This window comes from Pyxidicoccus sp. M6 (genome assembly GCF_055568925.1).
In genome coordinates, this window is sequence record NZ_CM145714.1 from 7,556,211 (window position 1) to 7,577,783 (window position 21,573).

The following is a 21,573-nucleotide window of genomic DNA, read 5'->3' on the forward strand; positions in this document are numbered from 1 at the left end:
TCCGCCCCAGAGGCGCGCAGTGTCGTTGTCCCTCGTCCTCTTTCTCTGCCTGGTAGGAGCAGTCATCGGCTGCGGTGACGACGACGCCGACCCCTCGTCACTGCACACCGACCTGCAGGCCATTCTCGAAGACGCCGTTGCCAAGGAAGTGACTCCCGGCGTCACCCTTGCCGTCTCGTCGAGCAAGGGCCCGCTCTGGACGGGAGCGGCCGGTCTCGGTGACATCGAACAGAAGCTGCCGCTATCCGCGCAGGACCGCTTTCGAGCCGGCAGCATCCTCAAGCCTCTCGTCGCCACCGCCGTGCTGCAGGCCGTCGAGCAGCACGTGCTCGCGCTGGACGACACCCTGACGGAGCGACTGCCGGCGAGTGTGACGAACCGCATCGCGAATGCGGAGTCCATCACCCTGGCCATGCTGCTCAGTCACCGCTCCGGCATCCCGGATTGGGTCACGGACGAGACGAATCAAGTCGTCGCGTCCGACCCGGAGCACGTCTGGACACTCGACGAGATTCTCGGCGTGGCCGAAGCACAGCCGCCCGCATTCCCTCCCGGTACGCAGTACAGCTACTCGAACACCAACTACGTGCTCCTCGGCGAAATCCTCTCGGCCGCGGAAGGCCGAAGCTGGCGGGCGATTGTCCGCGAACGCGTCATCGCGCGAGCCGGGCTCTCGCATACGATCCTGCCCGAGCCGGGAGACCTGGCCTGCCCTGCGCCTTGCGCGCATGGGTACGTCCCGCTCGACGGGCTGGTGGACTTCACCGCCGTCGACCCTTCCATGGCCGGTGCATCCGGCGGCCACGCCCTCGTGACCACCGTCTCCGACCTCGCCACCTTCTGGAAGAAGCTCCGCGCCGGTGCGCTGTTCGAGCACGCGGAGACCCGGGACACCATGCTCTCGTTCGAGCCGGCCCTCAACCCCGAGTCCCGGCTGGTCGGATACGGGCTCGGTGTGATGAAGCTCGACTCCAAGGGAGCTGTCGCCATCGGTCACCTGGGCTCGACGGCGGGCTACCAGAGCTTCATGCTCTATGTGCCCGCGACCGACCGCTACGTGACGGGGTACATCAACGTGATGGGTGACCTGGCCGCCGTGCTCGAGCCCATCCTGGACCGCGCGTCACGCCCCTGACCCCGTCATGCCTCCCGCCGCGTCCGGGCCTCGAGGGCATGCACGACGGACACCATGTCCTCCTGGCCATGCCCCAGGTCCTCGGTCTCCCCATAGAGGCTGAGGCACACGTCGAGCAGCGGTGAGGCCACGCGGGCGTCTCGCGCGGCCTGGGCGATGAGCCGGTTGTTCTTCAGCACATCGGTGATGGCGGCCTGCACCGCGAAGTCGCGAGCCGCCAGCTTGCTGGCCTTCCCTCGCGACACGCTGCTGGCCATGGGGCCGGCGTCGAGCACGTGCAGCAGCGTCTGCAAGTCGAGGCCATTCTGCTCCGCGAAGTGCACCGCTTCCGTGAGCCCCGTCACCATGGTGATGAGGAACAGGTTGACGGACAGCTTCATCAGCAGCGCGCGCGGAACGGGGCCACACACCACCGTCTCGTGGCACATCGGCTTGAGCAGGGGCCGCACCTGCGCGAGCGCCTCGGGCGCCCCCGCGAGCATCGCCACGAGCTGGCCTGTCTCGGCGGGCTTGCGCGAACCGGAGACCGGCGCCTCGACGTAGCTGCCGCCCACGGCCCGGATGTCCGCGTCCAGTCCTCGCGAGTACTCGGCCGAGGTCGTCCCCATGTGGACGATGATGTGCCGCGCGACGCGGGCCTCGAACTCCGGCGTGCCCCGGGCCAGCACCGCGTCGATGGATGCACCATCCGCCAGCATGAGGAACACGATGCGCGCCTGCCGGAAGACGCTGGCGGCATCCTCCGCCACTCGCGCACCGGCAGCGCGCAGGGGCTCACTTCTCTCCGCGGAGCGATTCCACACGACGAGCGGCACGCCGGAGCGCGCCAGGTTCAGCGCCATGGGCTGCCCCATGACACCCAGGCCGATGAAGCCGAGGTCCGTCTGCATGCTGCATCCCTCCCCTGCGTTGCTGTCCAAGCTGGCAACTCGACGCCGGCAAACTAACGACGCACGTGGGACGGAGACAGAGCCAGTTTCCGCACGGTTTCGTGGATACAGTTGCGACAGCCGAAGGTGGCGCTCCGCCTCCGCCGACGCCCGTCAAGCTTCGTGTGACGGGAACCGCCTGCACACCCGGGACAACCAGCTTCGGGCCGGCCCTACGTATGCGATGTCAGCAGCCTGTGCGCCTTCGCGCCCTGGCAGGCAGGGGCCTTCACGGGGTTCAACCCCTCGTCTCGCATTGGAGTACAGGTGTTCCTCAACACGAAGCGTGTCGCCCGGATGCTGCTGGCATCCTGGCTGGTATCAGCCCCTGCATGGGCCGTGGCCACGAACATCCCGGTCGCGGACCGGATTCCCAATCCTCCCTCCCGGGAGGAGAGCAGCCGTGACCTGATTGCAACGGACTTCCAGGGTGGATGGCAGGCATTCCTGGGAGACCTGCACGTCCACTCCCGAGGACATAACAGCCCGAGTCCGAACATCAACCGCGACGAAGTGTATCAATCGGCGTGGTACTTCGGGCTCGACTTCCTCGCCATCACCAACCACTCCACGTCCTGGGACATCTTCGACGATGGCTGGGCCTTCACCTACAAGCACAGCTCGGACACCGATTCCCGGGGCCAGCCCAACCTGGTGTCGATGAATGGCGTGGAGAGCTACCTCGGAGCCAACGACAGGTACCACTTCAACGCGTTCAACGAGCTCCTCATCATGAACACGGAGAGCTGGGACGCGTGGCATGACGCGATGGCGTCGAACTACACGCCGAACCCGTCCTACAGCACCCACGTGCAGCTGAACCACCCCGATGGAGAAGACGTCGGGTTCTACCTCCCCTCGGACCCGGAGAAGCGCCGCAAGGTGCGGGAGGTCGTCGAGTTGGCCGAGTACAACGGCAACCCCACCTTCTTCGAGCTGCTCCGCCGGGGCTTCCGCGTCGCCCCGGCTTCGAACTCGGACACGCACGCCCAGTTCCGCGAAGGTGACTACCTGCACAAGAACCCGGATGGCTCGTGGGTGCATCCGTACATCCCGGAGCCGGGCGTGCCCATGGAGAAGATTACCGGCATCGACACGAGCCAGGGGCGCACCGGCATCCTCCTGCCCCCGAGCATGCCCTTCAACTACTCCAACTTCCTGAGCGCGCTGCGCAACCGCTGGGTCTTCAAGACGAGCCTCCCCGGCGCGTCCGGGTTCCTCGTGGCCAACGGCCACGTCATGGGCAATGAAATCATCCTGGGAGACAACGAGCGGCGGCTCGACTTCACCGTCTACGGCACCACCAAGAACGGGACGGGCGGCGGAGGCAACGAGTGGAAGCGGCTGGAGATCTGGTCTCCGTACCAGCCCGACGCACCCATCACCGCCCTCAACTACAACGACCCGGCGCTGGTGAACCTGCGGCAGACCTTCTCGCTCACGCCCTACGAGTCCATCTACGTCGTCAAGCTCATCCAGAACTGGCAGAACGCCGAGGTGGTCCTCGCGCCCCTCTGGGTCAACAACCCGCGACCCAAGCCCCGAATCTCCTTCAGCACGTCGTCCAACATCTACCGTTCCACCCACCCGTGCCTGGTTGTCTTTGGCGGCGGTGATGACATGCAGGTGCAGCGGGCGACCTTCGTCAGCGGGAACCCGGTCTGGCAGGCCGTCGGCACCGCGTCCGAGGCCTATTGCTACCCCATCGACACGACGCACCTGCCGATGGCCTCCGAGTGGCGGGTCGTCGACCGCTACCAGCAGGAGGTCGTCTCCAATTCCATCGTGCTGACCGTCATGGATGCCCTCGACGTCAGCGTGCCCACCCCGTCCGATATCGTCTACGAGGGCGACTCCGTCACCCTCCAGTGGAAGAGCAACCGGCTCGAGCGTGTCGCCTATCACGTCTCCCGCGACGGCGGCGCCACGTGGACCCAGGTGGGCGAGGAGACCGCGGAGTATGGCAGCCGGCAGTGGAGCTTTCCCACGGCGGGATATGGCAACGCGGAGGTGATGCTCAAGGTGGTGAGCCTGAGCCACCCGGGCCTGCACGGCGCGACGGCTCCCATCTACATCCGGCCCGCGACCATCACCGCGACGGCGCAGCCCTACCCGCAGCCCGTCATGGAGGGCGACATCCTGAGATTCAACTGGACCAGCCAGGGCGACAAGCGTGTGAGCTACCTGCTGTCGAAGGACAACGGCGCGACGTGGACCACCGTGTTCACCGAGCCCGTGGCGAAGAGCCAGGGCGAGCTCTACTGGAACACCTCCGGGTGGCAGGGCCCCTGCAAGGCGCGCATCGTCGACACGGCCAATGAGTACCACCGGTGGACCAGCAACACCGTGGTCATCAACAAGGCCCCGCTGAAGCTCACGAGCCAGCCCGCCTCCGTGCCCTACCGCGAGGGCCAGGTGCTCACCTGGACCTGGAACAGCGCCTCCGACACGCAGGTCGCCATCTCCACGTCCGTGGACAACGGCGTCACCTGGACGCAGGTCCGCGTGGAGACCGAGAAGAAGAAGTCGGGTGACTTCGCATGGAACACGACGGGCAACTCCTGCACGCAGTGCCGGGTGCGCTTCCACGACGTCGAGGCGCCGTCGAACAGCCTCGTCTCCAACCCCGTCTGGGTGCAGAAGCTGCTGCGCGCGACGTCCGGCAACGCCTCGGTCAATGCCATCGCGGCGTACACCGTCACGGATGGGAGCCCGAGCTCCTGCTGGTGGACGAGCAATGGAAACGAGCAGTGGATCGACGTGGACCTCGGCGTGGAGACCACGGTGGGCGCCATGGAAGTTCTCTTCGGGACCTGGAATCCGTCGAGCTGGCGGGTGTCCACCAGCCTCACGGGCTCGTCCTGGGGCACGACGGACAGCGGCAGTCTGTCCTTCGGCTCGAACCAGACGCTCGTCCGGGACTACCAGAGCCGGTCCGGCGGAGGACTGAGGACCCGCTACCTGCGGTTCCACCCCTCCGGCACCTTCACGGGCACGAACTACTCATACGTCTGCGAAATCCGCCTCTTCCAGTAGGGCGCTGACCGCTGTTGCGTGGGCACGGTTCCACAGGGTGAGCCGTTGGCTCCTGCTTCAAACGAGCGCCGGGCTGCACTAGAAGACGTTGCGTGCCGCCCACCGCCCCTCGACGCCATCGTGAGCCCCAGGAGCCGCCCCGCTCCTGGTGGCGGCAGTTCCTGGACTTCATGGAGCTGTCCAGTCCCGAGGGACAGTGGGGCGTCGCACTCGTGCTCGCCCTGCTCGTCATCGGCTTCTGGCCATTGTTGGCGCTGGCGGTCCTGCACGTGAGCGGGACGGCGCGCAAGCTCCTGGTCGCCCTGGGGCCCGTGTCCATCTGCATGGGGCTCGCCGCCCTCGTCCTGGTGTGTGGCTACCGGTACGGCGAGTCGCTCAAGTGGTCGCGCGGCCAGACGTGGGGGCTCGCCGCGCTGTTCCTGGGCATGGGCCTGCTGGGCGGCCTGGGGCTGTGGTTCAGCGAGAGCTGACGGCGAAGCCTCAGCCCTGCTCCGCGCCCTCGAAGGTGACCTTCGCCTTGTTCATGACGTGCTCCACGGCGAGCAGGTGCCAGGCCAGCTCGGTCAGGCGCTTCGTCGTCTCCGGTGACTCGCGCAGGGCGGCGTGGACCTCCTCCGCGCTGAAGCCGAAGGGCTCCATGTGGGCGAGGATGAGCTGCTCCAGCTTCTCCGGAGTGAGCTGCAGGTTCTCCGCCTCGGTGACGGCCTTCAGCGCGATGCCGATGTGCAGCCGGCGCTCGACGTCCGCGCGCGTGGTGGGGTCCACGAGCCAGCCCCGCAGCGCCTCCTGCTGCTCCTCGACGTCGAACTGGTACTCGACCATGGCCTGGCCCTCGGCCTGAACCCAGCGGCGGCGAATCTCCTCGTCCACCAGCGCCTTCGGCAGCTCCACCGGCGTGCGCTGGGCCACCTCGTCCAACACCATGTCCTGGGCCTGCACCCAGAGCCGCCCCGCGAGCTCGTCCTCCAGCTCCTCGCGGATGTTGGACATGACCTCGTCCAACGTGCTGCCCATGCCGAGCTTCTCCAGGAACTCGGGGGAGCTCTCCGGCGGCAGCGTCACCTCGCGGGCGGCCACGATGTCCACCAGGAAGCGCGCCGGCTTCCCCTGGAGGGACTCCACCGGGTACGTCTCCGGCAGTTCGAGGGCAATCTGCATGGACTCGCCCACCTTGCCCCCCTCCGCCACGGCCTCGCAGAACCCGGGCAGCGCCTCGATGGGCGCCAGCTCCGTCGTCATGCCGAAGCGCGCGGAGAAGGGAATGAGGATTCCATCGCAGTAGCCCACGATGGTGAGCTGGACGTCGTCGCCCATCTCCAGCGTCTCGCCCTGCTGGCGCTCGCGCGAGGTGGCCACGGCCCGGCGCTTCTCGTGGAAGCTGCGGAGGATGTCCTCCTCGGTCAGGTCGTCTGGGGTGGGAACGCGCACGGCCAGCCCCTCCAGGGAGGGGGCCTTCACGCTGGGAAGCTTGAGGGCCTCGGCGGAGACGGCGCTGAACACGGGGCTGATTTTCAGAAGGCGCTCGACGCCCCGACCTGGTCCTTGAGTCCCTTGATTGCTGCTCACGAATGCTCCCGGAAGATAGGCGTGCCAGCGTCCGCGCCAATGGGGAACAAAGCGACGGCTCGGCATGGACCTAGGCTTAGTCCAGCCGAGCCGCTCTGACAAACCGGGAAGGGATGGCCGCCTGCTACTGACTAGAAGAAGGCGCCCACGATGCTGGACACCGTGGAGACCGCGGCGCCCACCTGGCTGACGATGGGGATGTTGGTGGCCGCGGCAATCGAGCCCACCGCGGTGATGACCGACGTCACCTTCTTGCCGGTGCTCGCGTTCTTGTCCATCAGCGTCGCGCCCGCGTTGGCCACGTCGACGGCGGCGATGGCCACGTTGACGCCCGGAGCGAAGCGGCCCAGCGTCTTGGCGGCGGTGCCCGCGGCGGCCTTCGCGCCCGCCTTGACGGCGGCCTCACCGGCCTCGCGACCCACCGTGGCCAGCGCGGCCTTGGCGGCGGAACGCGTGCCGCTGCCCAGGATGCCCTTGGCCAGGGTGCTGCCCGCCTTCGCGGCGTCGCCCGCGGCGGCGCTGACGGCCCGGCCCACGGTCTTCGCCGTGCCCGACTCGAAGATGCCCTTGGTGGCGGCGTTCTTGACGGCCTTGAGCACGTCGTCGCTGGCGTTGGGGAGGGCCTTCTTGAAGGCGTCGACGGCCGTCTTCCCGGCGTCCAGCTTGCCCTTGAAGATGTTGCCGCCGAGGACGCCGCCCATCACCTTGCCGCCGACGATGCCGCCCGTCGCGGCGGAGATGCCGGCCTTGGTCGCGTCCAGGGTGGAGCGCGTGGCCGTGATGATGTCGTCCTTGCTGCCCGTGCGGATGGCCTGACGGATGTCCTTGACGGCCGTGGCGCCCGACATCACCGCACCGGGGATGCCCGCGTACCGCAGGGCGGCGCCCATGTTCGCGCCGAGCTTGGAGAGGCCCTTGAACCCCTGGGAGTAGGTGGGGTTGCGGATGAACTCCAGGTTCGTCTTCCCGAGCAGACCCTCGGCGCCGTTCTTGATGTTCTTGATCTGCTGGAAGGCGTCCTTGCTGAAGCCGATGGCCTTCGAGGTCTTGGTGGCGACCGCGGTCGCGCCCTTGATGAGCTCCTTGTTGTCCTCGTAGGTCTTCTTGACGGTCTGCACCGTCTGCTGGACGTTGGTGCGGACGGTGTTGAAGGTCTTCTTGATGTCGGGGAAACCCATGGGGGGCCTCGCAAAAGTCGGATGGAACCTGCCTGGATTATCGACGCTGGCGCGCGCGAGTTGCGTGAGCCATCTCTCTTTTTCGCTCCGCGCGAGTGAGGCTCCAGGGGCCCGGAATCATTACCCTTTTTTGAGGACCGCGCGAGGTGGGATATCGCTCCGCCGGTGCGGCTTCACCGTGAGTCGGGGGCACTGCGGCTCCGGGAGTTGCCCCGCGGTACCAGGTCGGGAGCGCGGACCGCGCTGGCGGGGCCCGGCCTGATGACGCCCTTCCCCCACCCCGGGGCCATTCCTCCAGGCAACGTGTGCAGTGAGCATGCCGCCCCCCTGCCTGGAGGCGCACTGCATGACTGGAGTGGGCAATGAAACGCCACCCGTGCGGAAGGTCCTCGGCCGCGTCCACATCTATGGCGGCGGAGTCTCCGGGCTGACGGCGGCGCACGAGCTCGCCCGCCGCGGCTTCCGGGTACGCCTCTACGACTTCGCCCAGGAGTACGACGAGACGGGACAACCCGAAGGACCGCCGCGGCCCTACCGGCAGAAGCTGGCGGTGGGAGGCCTTGCCCGCTCGCAGTACGTGCGCGTGGAGAAGGGCGCCATGGGGAACTTCTCCCAGGACGACGACGCGCTCACGACCAGCGACCAGTACGTCTACTTCCACGTCTCCCCGGGGGACTTCGACACCGAGGAGGAGCGCATCCAGGCGTTCGAAGCGGACCCGGGACTGTTCGAGTTCGCCACCCGGAGCGGAGTCGGCAGCGGCAAGTCGCCAGGAGTCATCTACATCCGTCCGCCGCCCAGCAAGAACGCCAGGCGCTACTTCTACCGCTGGAGCAATGCGAAGGCGATGCAGCGGTACATGACGACGCCGCGCCCCAATGGCTGGGGACTCGAGGCACGAAGGGTCGTCGTCGTGACTCCGGATGAGGAGCGGCTCGCGAAGGAGCTGGGTGCCCCGCTGCGCCCGCTGGAGGACACCGAGGGACTGCTGCTGCAGGTGGTGCACTTCCTGCCCGGCGAGCACGGCTTCCGCTTCTTCCCCTCGTACTACCGCCACCTCTTCGCGACGATGGTGGAGACGCCCATCCTGGACGCGGACGGCAATCCGACGGGGCGCCGCGTCTACGACAACCTCGTGCCGTCCAGCTTCTACGGCATCGCGGCCCGGGGCCGGCGCATCCGCTTCTTCCGCCGCAAACCCTCGACACGCCCCATCGAGCTGCTGCGGGACGTCCAGGACCTGGCCGCCTCCGGCTATCCGCCCTCGGACATGCTGCAGCTCACCCTGCGAATCTGGCGCTACATGTGCACCAGCTCCGAGCGCAGGAAGGCCGAGTACGAGAACATCTCCTGGCGCGAGTACCTGGAAGGCCTCGAGCCGCGCACGGGCACGCGCCGGTACCGGTACAGCGAGCCCTTCATGCGCGACATGCAGTTCGCGCCGCGAGTGCTGGCCGCCTTCGACGGTGCCTGGGGCGACGCGCGCACCAACGGCAACACCTTCGTCCAGCTCTACCTCAACAACCTGCTGCCGCTGCCCAAGCCGGATGGCACCCTCAACGGCCCCACGACGCCGGCGTGGTTCGCTCCGTGGCGCCGCTACCTCGAGGAGTACCTGAGGGTCGAGTTCCGCGAAGGCAGGCTGCTCCGGCTCGAGCTCCGGGAGGGCCGTGTCGTCCCCTTCGTGCAGCGACGGGACACTCCGGCCCCCGGGGGCACGGAGGACACGCGGGTGGACGAGCCCGGCACGGAGCCGGAGGCGGTGGACTACTACGTCGTGGCCACCGACGCGGTCTCCGCGGAGAAGTTGACGCAAGGCCTGCCGCGCATCGGCGTCATCGCGAAGCTGCAGGGCTTCACCACGACCATTCCCCCCAACCCCCGTGGGAGCGAGCCGGAGCAGCCGCGCAAGGAGGACGTCTTTCCCGGTCACGTGCCCTGGGACCGCTTCCAGACGCTCACCGGAATCCAGTTCTTCTTCCCCTCCTCCGTGCGCCTCGCCGAGGGCTACCTCTACTTCCTCGACGCGCCGTGGGGCCTGTCCGCCATCAACAGCCACCAGTACTGGGCCACGCCGCCCACCTTCGACCAGGACGGCTTCGGCGCGGTGCTCAGCGTGGACATCGGCAACTGGGTCCTGCGCGAGGGACCGAAGAGCCCCTCGGACTGCTCGCGCCAGGAAATCGCCCAGGAGGTGTGGACGCAGGTCAAGGCCGCCACCCTGCAGCACACGGGGGCGATGCCCGGCGCGAGCGAGGAGGAGTTCGCCCTGCCGGACCCCGCCTGGTACCACGTGGACCGGTTCATCGCCTTCAAGGAGCACCCGGCCCTCCTCAAGGAACGGCCCCACAGGAACCTGGCGCCCTATCTCATTCCCATCGTCGGCGACTGGGACCGCCGGCCCGGAACGGACCCCTGGGACCCGCTGGCTCCGGCGCGCGAGGGCAAGGCCGAGCGAAGCCTTCCCGAGGGGCTGACGCAGGCCACGCACGGTGGTTACCCCGTGCACTGGGGCCAGCTCGTCTTCGCCGGGACGTACCTCAAGACCTTCACGCGGATGACCACGATGGAGTCCGCGAACGAGTCCGCCCGGCACGCGGTCAATGCCATCCTGGACCACTACCTGACCCACAGGCTGACCCACACGCTTCCGGAGATGCGGGGCCCGAGGAGCGCCGCGGCGCGCGCGGGGCCCGTCATCCCGGACTATGGCGGGGGCTCGCTGACCGGCTCGCCGGACTTCCGGGTGACACCCATTGGTGAGTACTGCCGCATCTGGGACCCCGAGCAGCATGAGCTGCCCGAGCTGGTCCCCCTGCGCGAGCTGGACGCGAAGCTGTTCGCCGCGGGCCTGCCGCACCTGTGGGACCTGCTCCACCTGGAGCCGCTCGTCATGCCTCTCATCCAGACGGATGACGGCACGGGTGGAGCCCGGGCGGTGCTGGCACTCCTGCGCAAGGTGCTCGGCTCACAGATAGGAATGCCTGGCTCCATCTGATGAGAGGACTCACCTCTCCAGATGCCCCTCCTCGACAGGAGCCCTCATGCCTATTCCATCCATCGCGCGTGTCCGTATGGAGACCGGACTCGCCGCGAACACCCGCGAAGCCGCGGCCACCCGAGTCCTCCAGAAACTATCGGGCCCCACCACCGACGGTGAGATCTGCATCGACAGCGCCCCACTGGGCATCCGGCCGAACAACACCACCGGCAAAGGCCTGCTCCTCAAGGGCCAGCGCCTGTGGGTCTACGAGATAACCCATGAATACGCACACGTGTTCGTGCTGTCGGGTCAATGTAGAGGCGAGACAGGGTGGGTGCCGCTGGACGCAATTGGTATCCCGGGAGAATGCGGTTGAGCCTCGGAAGCAGGCGGTGGTGGGCTCTCAGCGCCCGCCACCATGCGCGGCCCGTGAGTCCCCACCATCGGTCCGCCGGCGTAGCGCTCATTCGGATCCACCTGGCGGCGGATGTCCATGTCCTTGGACGTCTTGGTATGCATGTAGCGTAGGGCCTGGTGCCGCACGCAGAGCGCGTCCATCCGTGCCACCAGCTCGTCCATCACCTCGTCCGTCGCCGCGTCCGGGTTGATGCCCGCGTAGAACATGAGCTCGCAGAAGGGCTTCGAGCCGTCCCCCTGCCCCAGGTAGCTCGAGCGGATGGCCTTCACATACAGGCTCAGGAAGGTGAAGCACCCGTGGCGTTCCCGGTACTCGCGGAACAGGGTGAACAGCTCGCGGAAGAGCACGTCATACTTCGCGGCCGGCCCCAGGACGATGAACATGCGCGTGGGGTCGCCCACCGACGCGTCCAGGATGCGGTCGGTGAATACCTCCACGTTCTTGATGGAAGCGTAGCGCGGGCTGAGCATCACCCCGACCATGCCCACGGCCTTCAGCAACTCGTCCAGCCGCCGGGGCAGCCGCCCCGCGATGTGGCCAATGCCATGCAGGTATGCGTAGGACACGCGATTGATGAATGACTTCCATCGGGCGGGCTTCGTGTCCTTGTACGTCGAGAACTGGCCGACCGACACCTTGCGGCCCAGCACGGGATATTCCAGGAACACGCCGCGCTCCATGCGCGCCTCGCCCGGGTCGAGGATGGCAGGCATGGTGCGCTCGATGAAGCGCTCCATCTTCATCGCGAAGAGCGGCGTGTTGTGAAGGATGGTGCCGAGCTTGTCCACTTGGATGACGTCCAACACCAGCTGCGTGATGACGCCGAATCGGCCGGTGCCCCCCAGCAGTCGGTAGAACGTCTGCGCGTCCCGGGTGCGGCCACAGCGGCGCACCTCGCCGGTCCACGTCACGTATTCCAGCTCGCGCACGTTGTCGATGAAGATGCCGTAGCGGTGCGAGGCCGGGCTGATGCCACCCACCGAGGCGAACCCACCCGCGGTGATGTGATTGTGGTCGCCGATGATGGGCAGGCCGAAGCCGCGCTCCAGGAGGTACGCATCCACCTTCGCCAGAATCGCGCCGGACTGCACCGTGACGCAGTCGTCGCGCTCGTCCAGTTCCATGACACGGTCCATCATCTGCATGGCCAGGATGGCGCCCCCCTCCGCCAGCACCAGGTCGTTGCTGGAGTGGCCCTTGCTGCGGATGACGAGCTTCTGCCCGAGCGCCTTCGCCTCCTGTACCGCCTTCACCACGTCGTCGGTGGTGCGCGGCAGGTACACCTTGAAGGGTGGGCGAGCGGCGATGCGCGGGTTGGCGATGCGCTCCCAGTCGTAGGAGAGCGAGTCGAGGCTGTCATGAGAGAAGGACTCATGACTGGAGTACTCGTATTTCGGTGCCATGTAGACATTCCTCGGGCGTCAGTTGCGGAAGAAGGAGGTCGCGGGACGGGCCTCAGCCCGCGTGCGTGGCGGTGGGCTCGACGGGAGACACGGACGGGACGAAGCGGACGGACGGGCGCCTCGCGCCGCGGTTCCGCTCCAGCCAGGACACGAAGTGCGGGAACACGTCGCGGTCGCAGTCCTTGCCCATGAAGACGTCCTGGTGCCCGTAGCCCTTCACCACACGCAACGAGTGCCGCCCGGGGACGATGGCCTCCAGCCGCTGATGGCAGACGATGTTGGAGTCGGTGAAGACGTGGTTGTCCGCCCCCGTGAAGAAAAGCACCGGCGTTTGTATGTCTTTCGCGTACTGGAAATAGTCGTTCGGCAGATGGCGGATGGAAGCCTTTGCCGGGTCGTACTTCACCGCGCCGCCCGCCTGTACCATCTTCCGGACGTGGCGGTAGTAGTTGAAGCCCGTGGCGCCGTAGAGGTCACCGCCCCGCTCGTGGGTGACGGGGTGCAGGTTCTCGTGTGCGTAGAGCGCCGGGAAGCCCGTGCCCCACATGACGCTGAGCATGTGGCAGGCCGGCACGTCGCACTCGCGATGGAACACGCCGGCCACCTTGGCCAGCATCTTGTTGGGTGACAGCCCGCCCTCCTCGGCGCCAGAGGCGTTGAGGTAGGTCCAGCCCCCGAGTTGCTCCAGGAAGAACGGCGCCAGCGTCAGCTTCACCTTGGACCACCTGGGCACGCGCGGAGTGAGCGCCACGCTGTTGGCGATGACGCTGGTGATGCCCGTCACCGCCTTGCCGAACAGGCTCATCATGAAGGACACCGCCCCCAGGCAGTGACAGATGACGTGGATGCGTGCGTCGGGCCCCACCACCGCGCGCAGTCGCTCCAGGGCCGCCGGGTAGTCGAAGGCGGCGATGTCATCCATGTCGAAGCGGTGGCGCTGGAGGTTGTAGGGATGGCGGTTGCTCATCCGGAAGTCCAGCGTCCACACGTCGGAGAACCCGTGGTCCAGCAGGTAGCGCACCAGGTTGTAGTGCTCGGGCATGATGAACATGTCCGAGGACGTGGTGAGCCCGTGGATGATGAGCACCACGTCGTCACCCGGCTCGCGCAGGAAGCGCAGCATGCTCAGTCCCAGCTTGTCGCCGGTGGTGAAGGCATGCGTGGTGATGTCGGCGTCCGGGACGCCTTCCAGCGTGTAGAGCGGAATCTCCCGATGGTACGGCTTCAACATGACAAACTCCCCTCTCAAGTGCTCCTCGCGCGCAGGGAGGAAAGGCCTCGGCCACCGGGTCCGGAGGCCGGACGGTAGCGCGAGCGTCCCTGCGTCCAAGACGCAGTGCTCAAGAACAGGGAGTCAGCCCGGGAGAGGTGTGAGTTCGACGGAGGGCGATGGTCATGGGCTGCTCGTCTGGTCACCCGCGCGAGCCTGACGTGCGGCCAGGCGCAGCATCGCCCGGCTGGCGGAGCCGCCTTTCGGCGGAGCAGGACTCCGCCGCTTCAGCCACTCCGCCGCCGAGCGCAGGTCCGCTTCGAAGTGGATGCGCGCTTCCGCCCGCTTGCGCGGGTCTGCCATGCGCAGCAGCGCGGAGGGATGGAATGTCGCCATCCATCCGTCGGCCCAGGGCGTCTCGAATATCTGCCCACGGAAGAGATGGATTCGGAACCCCGGCCCCAGGAACGCCTGCGCCGCCGTGGCTCCGAGCGCGACGATGAGCCTCGGTCGCACCGCCGCCACCTCCGCCTCCAGCCACCCTCGGCACGCCAGCACCTCCGTTCGCCCTGGTGACTGGTGCAGCCGCCGCTTCCCGCCCTCTCCTGCCGTCCACCCGAAGTGCTTCACCGCGTTGGTGACGTACAGCTCCGAGCGCTTCAGCCCCGCCCGCCCCAGCACCTCCTCCAACAACCGTCCCGAGGGGCCCACGAAGGGCCGACCCTCACGGTCCTCCAGGTCTCCAGGCTGCTCGCCTACCAGCATCAGCGGCGCGCCCACCGGCCCTTCACCGAACACCACCTGTGTCGCCCTCGCGTGCAGCGGACACGCCCTGCACCCACGCGCCGCCTCCGCCAGCACGGGCAGCGGCTCCAACACGTCCTCGTCCGGTGCCTCCGAGCGCGGCATCCCCATGCCGAACGTGAGCCGCTCCAAGTCCCAATGCACGCATGCGTCCGGGGTGAGGATGCTCCAGCGCATGGACGGGAAGCGACGCACGAAGAACGGCGCCACGTGCCGGACGATGAGGTGGTCCGGCCGGTGCCACGCGATGAAGTGCTCCGCTCCGTCCCGCTCCACCCGCCGGAAGCGCACGAGGGCCGTCATCCTGTGCGCGTCCCTCCGCACCTCCCGCTCCATCATCCGCAGCCGGTGCACGTCCACGTCGCTGTCCACCTCCAACAGCCCGCGCTCCCCATGCGTGAGCCGCCACAGCACGCGGTACAGGAGCGCCCACTTCTCCGCGTCCCGGTGACACGCCACCTTCTCCGCCAGCCCCAGGAAGTCCCGGGGCACCGCGGGCACGGGCCGCGACAGCCCCAGCTCCGTCACGGGCACGCCCGATTCCAGCAGCGAGCCCCGCGCCGCGCCGGCCTCCTCGAAGAACACCCGTTCCGGAGGCTCGCCGCGCGCGAGCAGCCCTCGCGCCACCGCGCGAAACGACGTCAGGTCCGGCTCCACGCTCACCCGCATCAGAGCTCTCCCATGGCCCCTCCAGGCCATCCTCCCCTCACCGCTCGTCCTACCCGCTCGGTCTGACATCCCCCATCCGCCCTGTAGCATCCGGACGTGCGGTTGCCCCTCGCGGTCCGCCGGGCATCCGCCCTGCCAGAAAGTCCCGGTTGCCACACCCCGCCGCACGGATGATGAAACCATGAGGAACCCGTGAGGAATGACCGCCCTGTCTGCCTTTACGGTTCATCGCATCCGACGCCGAAGGGAGCATGCGATGATGCAGCGAAAGGCACAGTGGGCAAAGTCTGTCATTGGTTGCATCCCCGTGGTCATGGTGCTGCTGTGCCTCGGGCCCGGAAGGGCGGCCGCGGAGCTTCCCCTGCTCTCGCTGCCGTCCATGGGCTCGGAGAGCTGGCGGACGGACCTGCTCACGGGGACGAACCAGGTGGGCCTGGGAACGTACGTGCCGTTCCCCTGCACCGAGGTGTCCGACGGCCTCGTCCTCGAGGCACGCCAGGGCTTCCACCGCGCCGCGTTCAGCGCGGACGCGGCCTACCACAGGCGCTTCACGCCGGAGGACCCGGACGTCCTCTCGGACGGCCTCAACGTGGCGATGCAGCTCGGGCTCCATGTCCACACGGCCACCCGATACAGGGATGACGCGGGCGTGGGCTCGGCGATGGGCTTCTCCGTGTCACGGCTGACGCAGGACGTGCCCGGGGTGAGGTACCTCGAAGCCTTCCTGGGTGTGCAGGGCGCCGCGGTGATGGCGCCGGCCAGCGTGCGGCTCGAAGCGCCCGTGCGCGCGAGCCTCGGCCTCCAGGGCCGCGTGGGAGCCGTCCACCTCCTGCTCGTGGCTCGCGGCGGGTACGACGACATCCGGCTCGGACTGGACAGCCGCCGCACCGTGGAGGCCACTCTCGCCGTTGGCCTCTGGCACTTCGAGGAGCACTTCAGCCACCTGCTCCGCCGGCATCGCTGACACGCGCCCGACAGCCAAGGTCATGAGGCGGGAGTGGGCCCGGCGGTGACGCGGGCCCACTCTCGCGACGTCACACGACTACTGGCAGTCGTCCAGGTTGTAGTTGAAGTCCTTGCGCGGCGTCTGGCCCGGGTCCTGGTTGATGGCCGCGATGTCCAGCTCGAAGTAGGAAACGGTCTGCGTGCTGCCAATCACCATCTGCGTCTTCTGCACGCGCGTGGTGGACAGCACCACCTTGCCAATCGAGCCGGTGGGCTCGACGCGGAAGCAGTTCATGATGCGCGGGTCGACCGTGGACTTGTAACAACGGGTGTACTGCCCCAGCACCGTGCGCTTCGTGTACGTGCAGCGGCAGTCCCACGGGTCATACTCCTCGGACACGTGCGCGGCCTCGTAGCCGGTGGCCGTCTGCACCACCTCCAGGTACGTGCCGTCCTGCGGCTGCTCGCAGCGCAGCAGCGTGTCGCCGACCGCGCCCTGCTCCACCTCCACCAGCTCCGGCACGGCCTGCTCCGCCGGCTGCTGCGGCTCCTGCTGGGGCGCGCCGCCACAGCCCAGGCCGAGAATGGATGTCGCAAGGAGGAACGCCGAGAAACGCAGGGGGGAACGCATGCTGAGTGCTCCAGGTGTGAAATCGGGGTCATTCCCGACTCACGCACATGGGAGCCTTTCCTGGGACTTCGCGCAATGCACTTCTGCGTGAATCCACCGCCACCTCGCTCCTGACCGGAGCGCTCACTCCTCCTTCGTGAGTGCGTCCACTTCGTCCTGCAGGCCCGCCGTGTCCTCGAAGAACTCCTCCACCGGCTGCGCGCGGGCCAGCCGGAACGCGGGCGGCAGCAGCGTGCGCGGGAAGTCCAGCCCCTCGTCGAAGCCCTCGTTGCCGAGCAAGTCCCCGGCGCGCGACAGCACGCCGAAGACGAGCGTGACGACGGTGAGCACGCGCTTGAGCCGCCGCGAATCCCATCGCGTCACGTAGCGCAGGTGCCAGTAGAGCCCCCACCCCATCAGCCCGAGGAAGGCGAGGTAGTGCAGCACCGGCAGTTCTCCGCCCAACGCGAGGCTGAAGCTCACCAGGGTGAGCAGCGCGGGGATGATGATGGTGCCCAGCATCACCAGCGTGCCGATGGCCGCGTGGGTGCGGTAGTGGAACTGCCGGCGGGCGATGCGGCTCGCCACGGACCAGCCGCCGGCCCACAGCAGCAGCAGCGCCAGCGGCACCACCACCGCCACCGTCAGCTCGCCCCAGTCGGTGCGGCCGTAGTTGGTGAGGTACGCCTCCAGCAGGCTCGCGCCCACCAGGGCCCCCAGCGCGAGGCCGAACGTCCGGGGCTGCTCGAAGACGCGGGGGCGCGGCGCGACGGGCGCGGGGCCGACGACGGTGTCCTCCACCGGGTGGTTGCGCCCGCGGAAGCGCAGCACCGTGTCGCCCACCGACACGCGCGTGTCGGGCGTCAATTCCATCTCGACGAGCTGCGTCCACGGCTCCACGCGGAAGGTGCCGTTGTGGCTGCCCACGTCGCGGAGCACCAGCGCACCGTCCTCGCGGCGCTCGATTCGCAGGTGCTCGGCGGACACCTTCGGGTCGTCGAGGATGACGTCGTTGGTGTAGCCGCGCCCCACGCTGGCGGGGAAGCGCTCCAGGCGGTGGCGGGCATGGACGGCGTCGCCCTCCAGCACCTCCAGGAAGATCACTTCGTCCACGACAGCCCCTCCAGGTAGCGGCGGGCAATCTTCCGGCCGTTGTCCGCGGTGAAGCCAGCGAGCGTGAGCGAGGTGTCCACGCCGCTCGTCCCCGCGTTCAGCGTGGCGGCGCGCAGCACCACGTCATAGAGGCCGGGGAACTTCCGGTACGCGCGCATGCACAGCGCCGCGCGCACGGGCAGGCCTCCCACGTCCACGAACTCCGACTTGCAGCGGTAGTTGGTGACGTCCTGCCGCGTGGCCTCCACCGCGTCCGGGTCCTGGGAGAAGAGCGCGCTGTACAGCGCGGAGAACCGCAGCGCGCCCAGCTTCTGCGTGGTGGCGTGCTGGTGCAGGTAGGCCACCACGCCCGTGCGGTGGCTCGACGACAGGTAGATGTCCTCCTCCGACGAGCACTGGTAGTTCGTCACCGTGTACGGCACCTCGGGGTCGTGCGGCGTGTCGCCCCAGCACTTGAGGAAGGGGCTCCAGCGGCCGGGCACGTGGTAGCCGCCCAGCGCCTGCTTCGGCAGCGGCGACTCCAAGAGCCGCTCGGTGAGGCGCTCCTGGTTGTCGAGCAACTGCGTGCGCACCGTGTCCAGCAGCGCCTGCGGGTCCGCGGCCTTCTCCTTCAGCGCGCGGGCGAGCAGCTCGCGCGCGTAGCGCACGGGCACGAGGAAGCCCACCTGGTTGCCCATGGTGGCGACGTTGATGCCCACCACGCGGCCCTCGCCGGTGAGCGTGGGCCCGCCGCTCATGCCGGGGTTGATGGCGCCGCTGAAGTGGAGCCGCTCGTAGAGCGCGTCCTGGATGAAGCCGTTGTACGTGCCCTCGACGATGGTGGTGCCGAGGTCCCTCGGGTTGCCCATGGCGAACAGGCGCGCGCCCTGCGGAGGCTCGCGGTCCTCCAGGGCGAAGAAGTCACCCACGGGCGCTTCCATCTGGATGACGGCGAGGTCATGCACCACGTCCACGTCGACGAGGCGCACGGGGACGGGCTCCGTGCTGCCGCTGAGGACGAGCTCCGCGGAGTAGTCCTCCGGGTGGATGACCACGTCGGAGACCACGTGGTAGTTCGTCACCGCGTGGCCGGCGGCGGAGACGAAGAACGCCGAGCCGATGGACGAGCGCGTCCCCGAGCGGCGCTCGATGATGCGCACCTGGGCGACGCGGCCCTGGATGCGTTGGAACAGCTCGTGGGTGGCGGGCGGCAGCGCGGAGATGGGCACCGGCGGCGCGGCCTCGGGGGCCCCGGCGTCCTGCGAGGGCGGCCCCGGCTCCGCGGGGGCCACCGACGCCTGCGCGAGCACGGCGGCGAGGAGGAAGGCGAGCATGGATGCCTCCCACCCTACCCCACCCCGCCCACGGCGGGGGCGCGGAGAGACAAGGCACACGCCTTCTACCGCGCACTGTCGGTGGAGTGATCAGCTCGCGTGCGTGGGGGTCCCCTCGACACCAGGAGCGGGCGGGCATCCGAGCCTGATTGCGGCCCTCGCATTCGATGGCGGCGCGAGCAGAGAATGCGTTCTGGAGCCGGGCCATGGCGCCCGGCACTGACACCTCAGGAGACAAAGACAACATGGAGATCAAGGGCACGGCGTTCCTGGCGAGACAGGATTCCGTGGTGGCCGACTTCGGCGCGGAGGCGTGGCGCTCCTTCCTCACGGAGTACGCGAAGAAGGACCCCGTCTTCACGAAGCCGGTGATGCCCATGACGTGGATTCCGGCGGAGTCGTACCTCCGGTTCTCGGAGGCGCTCATCGCGCGCTTCTACAAGAACGACCCGATGGCCTACTGGGGCTTTGGCGAGAGCGCGGCGGGGCAGGCGCTCACCAAGGGCCAGCTCAAGGCGATGTTCGCGCAGGCGGACTACCGCCGCTTCCTGCAGTTCTTCCCCGGCGTGTGGAAGGCCTACTTCAGCGCGGGCACCGCGCACGTGGAGGCCGGCGAGGGCTACGCGGACCTGCGCATCACCGGCGTGCCCCATGTGCACGCGTACTTCGAGTTCATCACCATGGGCTTCATGCAGGGCGGCCTCAAGGCGCTCGGCGCGAAGAACGTGAAGTGGGAACGGCTCAAGGGCTTCTCCAAGGGCGACGCGGAGTGCCTGTACCGCTTCTCGTTCACGGGGTGATGCGACTTACCGCTCACGTGCCCTGGCGCACGCGCCGCCTGCGCCAGGCCGTGTAGGAAGCCACGAGCGCTCCAGCCAGGGCCCCCGCGAGCGCTCCCAGCAGTCTGCGCGGCACGGGCCCCGCGGCCATCGTCGGCTCCAGGCGGAAGGTCTCCAGCGAGGCGCGCACGCGCGGCTCCAATTCCTCCCACCGCACCGCGGGCGCGCTCACCGCCACCACCGCGTGACGCCCTTCCGACGCGAGCCCCGCCACCAGCACCGTGCGCACCTGCCCCGCCTCGCGCAGCGTGCCCAGCACCTCCACGCGCGGTACCGCGCCGCCCAGACGCTCCACCCGCTCGGGTGACAGCGTGAGGCCCAGATCCCTCTGGAAGTGCTGCATCACCGCCGCCGCGAACTCGTCGCGCGAGGACGGGCTCGCGGTGAAGCCTCGCTCCACCACGGCAACCATCAGCGTCGCCGCGTCCGGACCCTCGCCGTCCGTCAGCGCGGCGGACAAAACACGCGGCGCGTCCGCCTCCAGCGCCACCGCTCCCGCGCGCGAGCCGGCGTACTGCTCCCACCGCACCATGTGGAAGCCCTCGGGCGGACGGAACTGGTAGCCGTCCCGGCGCAGCTCGGAGCCGAGCGCGCCCGTCAGCGCCACGAGTCCCAGGGCCAGGAGCGAGGAGTGCACGCCCTCCAGCATAGGTCCGCGCGCGCCACGTGCCGACCCCGGCACATAGCCGTGGATTCCACGTCAGAGCCTCCAGTGGTGAGCGCATGACGCCCGGGGCGGCCTGCACCCGGCCGTCACGGAGCGCGTCCGGACTTCCAACGCCCGCGCGCCTTCGTTGTGACATCCCCCCGACGACGCGGGTAACCTCCCCGGCCCGATGACCCCTGGAGCCCGGGCCGACATGGAGGCACGCGCTGACCGCGCCCTGCGCCGGGGCGAGCTCGCCGAGGCGCTGCACCTCTACGAGTCCCTCGTCCAGGCCTTCCCCGACGACGCGGGGCTCGCCCTCAAGCTCTCCAACCTGCGCGACTCGCTCCAGCCCGCGGAGCTCCAGGTCCTCCGGGCCTCGCGCCCTCCCGAGGAGGCCACCCTGCCGCTGGCCCCTTCCTCACCCGCGCAGGAGGGCGAGCGCCTCTTCGCCCTCGGGGACTACGTGGGAGCCGCGGCCGCCTACCGCCGCGCCCTTCAAGAGCGCCCGGACAGCGAGCTGCTCAAGGAGCGGCTGATCGAGCTCTACCGCCTCGCGCGCGAAATGCCCCTACAGTCCCCCACAGACAAGGCGCTGCCCAGGGAGGCGGAGCCCCGCCTACAAGCGCTCCTGGACCGGGTGGCCTCGCGGCGCCGGCTGAAGCGCGATTGACGGAAGGCCCCGTCTTCACTCGGAAATCCACCGTACCGGGTGATTCGCGCGTTGCACCCCCCGTAGGGCACCCCTAGAATCAGGTCCGACGTCGCTGTCATGG

Annotated in this window: 17 protein-coding genes; 7 read left to right on the top strand and 10 right to left on the bottom strand. The window is 68.5% G+C overall.

The window, feature by feature from the left end:
- Positions 1 to 19 precede the first annotated feature (19 nt).
- Positions 20 to 1,135, top strand: coding sequence for a serine hydrolase domain-containing protein (locus ACVTJA_RS29700; protein WP_465824737.1), 1,116 nt, complete (start codon positions 20 to 22; stop codon positions 1,133 to 1,135).
- 5 nt (positions 1,136 to 1,140) lie between these two features.
- Here ACVTJA_RS29700 and ACVTJA_RS29705 read toward each other — a convergent pair whose 3' ends face one another.
- Positions 1,141 to 2,025: an NAD(P)-dependent oxidoreductase gene (locus ACVTJA_RS29705; RefSeq protein ID WP_465824739.1), complete on the bottom strand. Its 885-nt coding sequence runs from the start codon at positions 2,023 to 2,025 to the stop codon at positions 1,141 to 1,143.
- Between the two features lie 552 nt (positions 2,026 to 2,577).
- Between ACVTJA_RS29705 and ACVTJA_RS29710 the strand changes: the two genes are divergently transcribed.
- Complete coding sequence (locus ACVTJA_RS29710) at positions 2,578 to 5,100, top strand: discoidin domain-containing protein (RefSeq protein WP_465824741.1); 2,523 nt, start codon at positions 2,578 to 2,580, stop codon at positions 5,098 to 5,100.
- A 92-nt stretch (positions 5,101 to 5,192) separates the two neighbouring features.
- Positions 5,193 to 5,570 carry a hypothetical protein gene (locus tag ACVTJA_RS29715; RefSeq protein WP_465824743.1) on the top strand — a complete coding sequence of 126 codons (378 nt, stop codon included), beginning with the start codon at positions 5,193 to 5,195 and terminating at the stop codon, positions 5,568 to 5,570.
- Between the two features lie 10 nt (positions 5,571 to 5,580).
- On the opposite strand, the gene ACVTJA_RS29720 is transcribed toward ACVTJA_RS29715, so the two are convergent.
- Together ACVTJA_RS29720 and ACVTJA_RS29725 are read right to left on the bottom strand one after the other, a co-directional pair.
- The gene (locus ACVTJA_RS29720; RefSeq protein ID WP_465824746.1) at positions 5,581 to 6,600 is read right to left on the bottom strand and encodes a trigger factor; all 1,020 of its coding nucleotides are present in this window, start codon (positions 6,598 to 6,600) and stop codon (positions 5,581 to 5,583) included.
- A 197-nt stretch (positions 6,601 to 6,797) separates the two neighbouring features.
- Positions 6,798 to 7,844, bottom strand: a complete 1,047-nt coding sequence (locus ACVTJA_RS29725; protein ID WP_465824749.1) for a hypothetical protein — start codon at positions 7,842 to 7,844, stop codon at positions 6,798 to 6,800.
- 346 nt (positions 7,845 to 8,190) lie between these two features.
- Here ACVTJA_RS29725 and ACVTJA_RS29730 point away from each other — a divergent pair, with 346 nt between their 5' ends.
- A complete protein-coding gene (locus tag ACVTJA_RS29730) occupies positions 8,191 to 10,842 on the top strand; it encodes an NAD(P)-binding protein (RefSeq protein WP_465824751.1) in 2,652 nt (883 codons plus the stop codon).
- A 294-nt stretch (positions 10,843 to 11,136) separates the two neighbouring features.
- Here ACVTJA_RS29730 and ACVTJA_RS29735 read toward each other — a convergent pair whose 3' ends face one another.
- From ACVTJA_RS29735 to ACVTJA_RS29745, 3 genes are all read right to left on the bottom strand, one after another.
- On the bottom strand, positions 11,137 to 12,648 hold the full coding sequence (locus tag ACVTJA_RS29735; RefSeq protein WP_465824753.1) for an FAD-binding oxidoreductase: 1,512 nt from the start codon (positions 12,646 to 12,648) through the stop codon (positions 11,137 to 11,139).
- 52 nt (positions 12,649 to 12,700) lie between these two features.
- Positions 12,701 to 13,879, bottom strand: a complete 1,179-nt coding sequence (locus ACVTJA_RS29740) for an alpha/beta hydrolase (RefSeq protein WP_465824755.1) — start codon at positions 13,877 to 13,879, stop codon at positions 12,701 to 12,703.
- A 162-nt stretch (positions 13,880 to 14,041) separates the two neighbouring features.
- Positions 14,042 to 15,331 (bottom strand): UdgX family uracil-DNA binding protein, encoded by a 1,290-nt coding sequence (locus ACVTJA_RS29745; RefSeq protein ID WP_465824756.1) that lies wholly within the window; start codon positions 15,329 to 15,331, stop codon positions 14,042 to 14,044.
- Between the two features lie 256 nt (positions 15,332 to 15,587).
- Between ACVTJA_RS29745 and ACVTJA_RS29750 the strand changes: the two genes are divergently transcribed.
- A complete protein-coding gene (locus ACVTJA_RS29750; protein WP_465824758.1) occupies positions 15,588 to 16,295 on the top strand; it encodes a hypothetical protein in 708 nt (235 codons plus the stop codon).
- Positions 16,296 to 16,373: 78 nt separating this feature from the next.
- Here the strand turns inward: ACVTJA_RS29750 and ACVTJA_RS29755 are convergent, their stop codons facing one another.
- The 3 genes from ACVTJA_RS29755 to ACVTJA_RS29765 form a co-directional block, all read right to left on the bottom strand.
- Positions 16,374 to 16,907: a hypothetical protein gene (locus tag ACVTJA_RS29755; protein ID WP_465824759.1), complete on the bottom strand. Its 534-nt coding sequence runs from the start codon at positions 16,905 to 16,907 to the stop codon at positions 16,374 to 16,376.
- A 123-nt stretch (positions 16,908 to 17,030) separates the two neighbouring features.
- A complete protein-coding gene (locus ACVTJA_RS29760) occupies positions 17,031 to 17,999 on the bottom strand; it encodes an FHA domain-containing protein (RefSeq protein WP_465824761.1) in 969 nt (322 codons plus the stop codon).
- Complete coding sequence (locus ACVTJA_RS29765; protein WP_465824764.1) at positions 17,987 to 19,312, bottom strand: S1C family serine protease; 1,326 nt, start codon at positions 19,310 to 19,312, stop codon at positions 17,987 to 17,989. The genes ACVTJA_RS29760 and ACVTJA_RS29765 overlap by 13 nt, the downstream gene beginning before the upstream one ends.
- Positions 19,313 to 19,557: 245 nt before the next feature.
- Between ACVTJA_RS29765 and ACVTJA_RS29770 the strand changes: the two genes are divergently transcribed.
- Entirely contained in the window at positions 19,558 to 20,112 is a 555-nt protein-coding gene (locus ACVTJA_RS29770) for a hypothetical protein (RefSeq protein WP_465824766.1), read from the top strand.
- Positions 20,113 to 20,125: 13 nt separating this feature from the next.
- Here the strand turns inward: ACVTJA_RS29770 and ACVTJA_RS29775 are convergent, their stop codons facing one another.
- On the bottom strand, positions 20,126 to 20,788 hold the full coding sequence (locus ACVTJA_RS29775; RefSeq protein WP_465824770.1) for a hypothetical protein: 663 nt from the start codon (positions 20,786 to 20,788) through the stop codon (positions 20,126 to 20,128).
- Between the two features lie 199 nt (positions 20,789 to 20,987).
- Here ACVTJA_RS29775 and ACVTJA_RS29780 point away from each other — a divergent pair, with 199 nt between their 5' ends.
- The gene (locus ACVTJA_RS29780) at positions 20,988 to 21,470 is read left to right on the top strand and encodes a hypothetical protein (RefSeq protein ID WP_465824774.1); all 483 of its coding nucleotides are present in this window, start codon (positions 20,988 to 20,990) and stop codon (positions 21,468 to 21,470) included.
- The last annotated feature ends 103 nt before the right edge of the window (positions 21,471 to 21,573 follow it).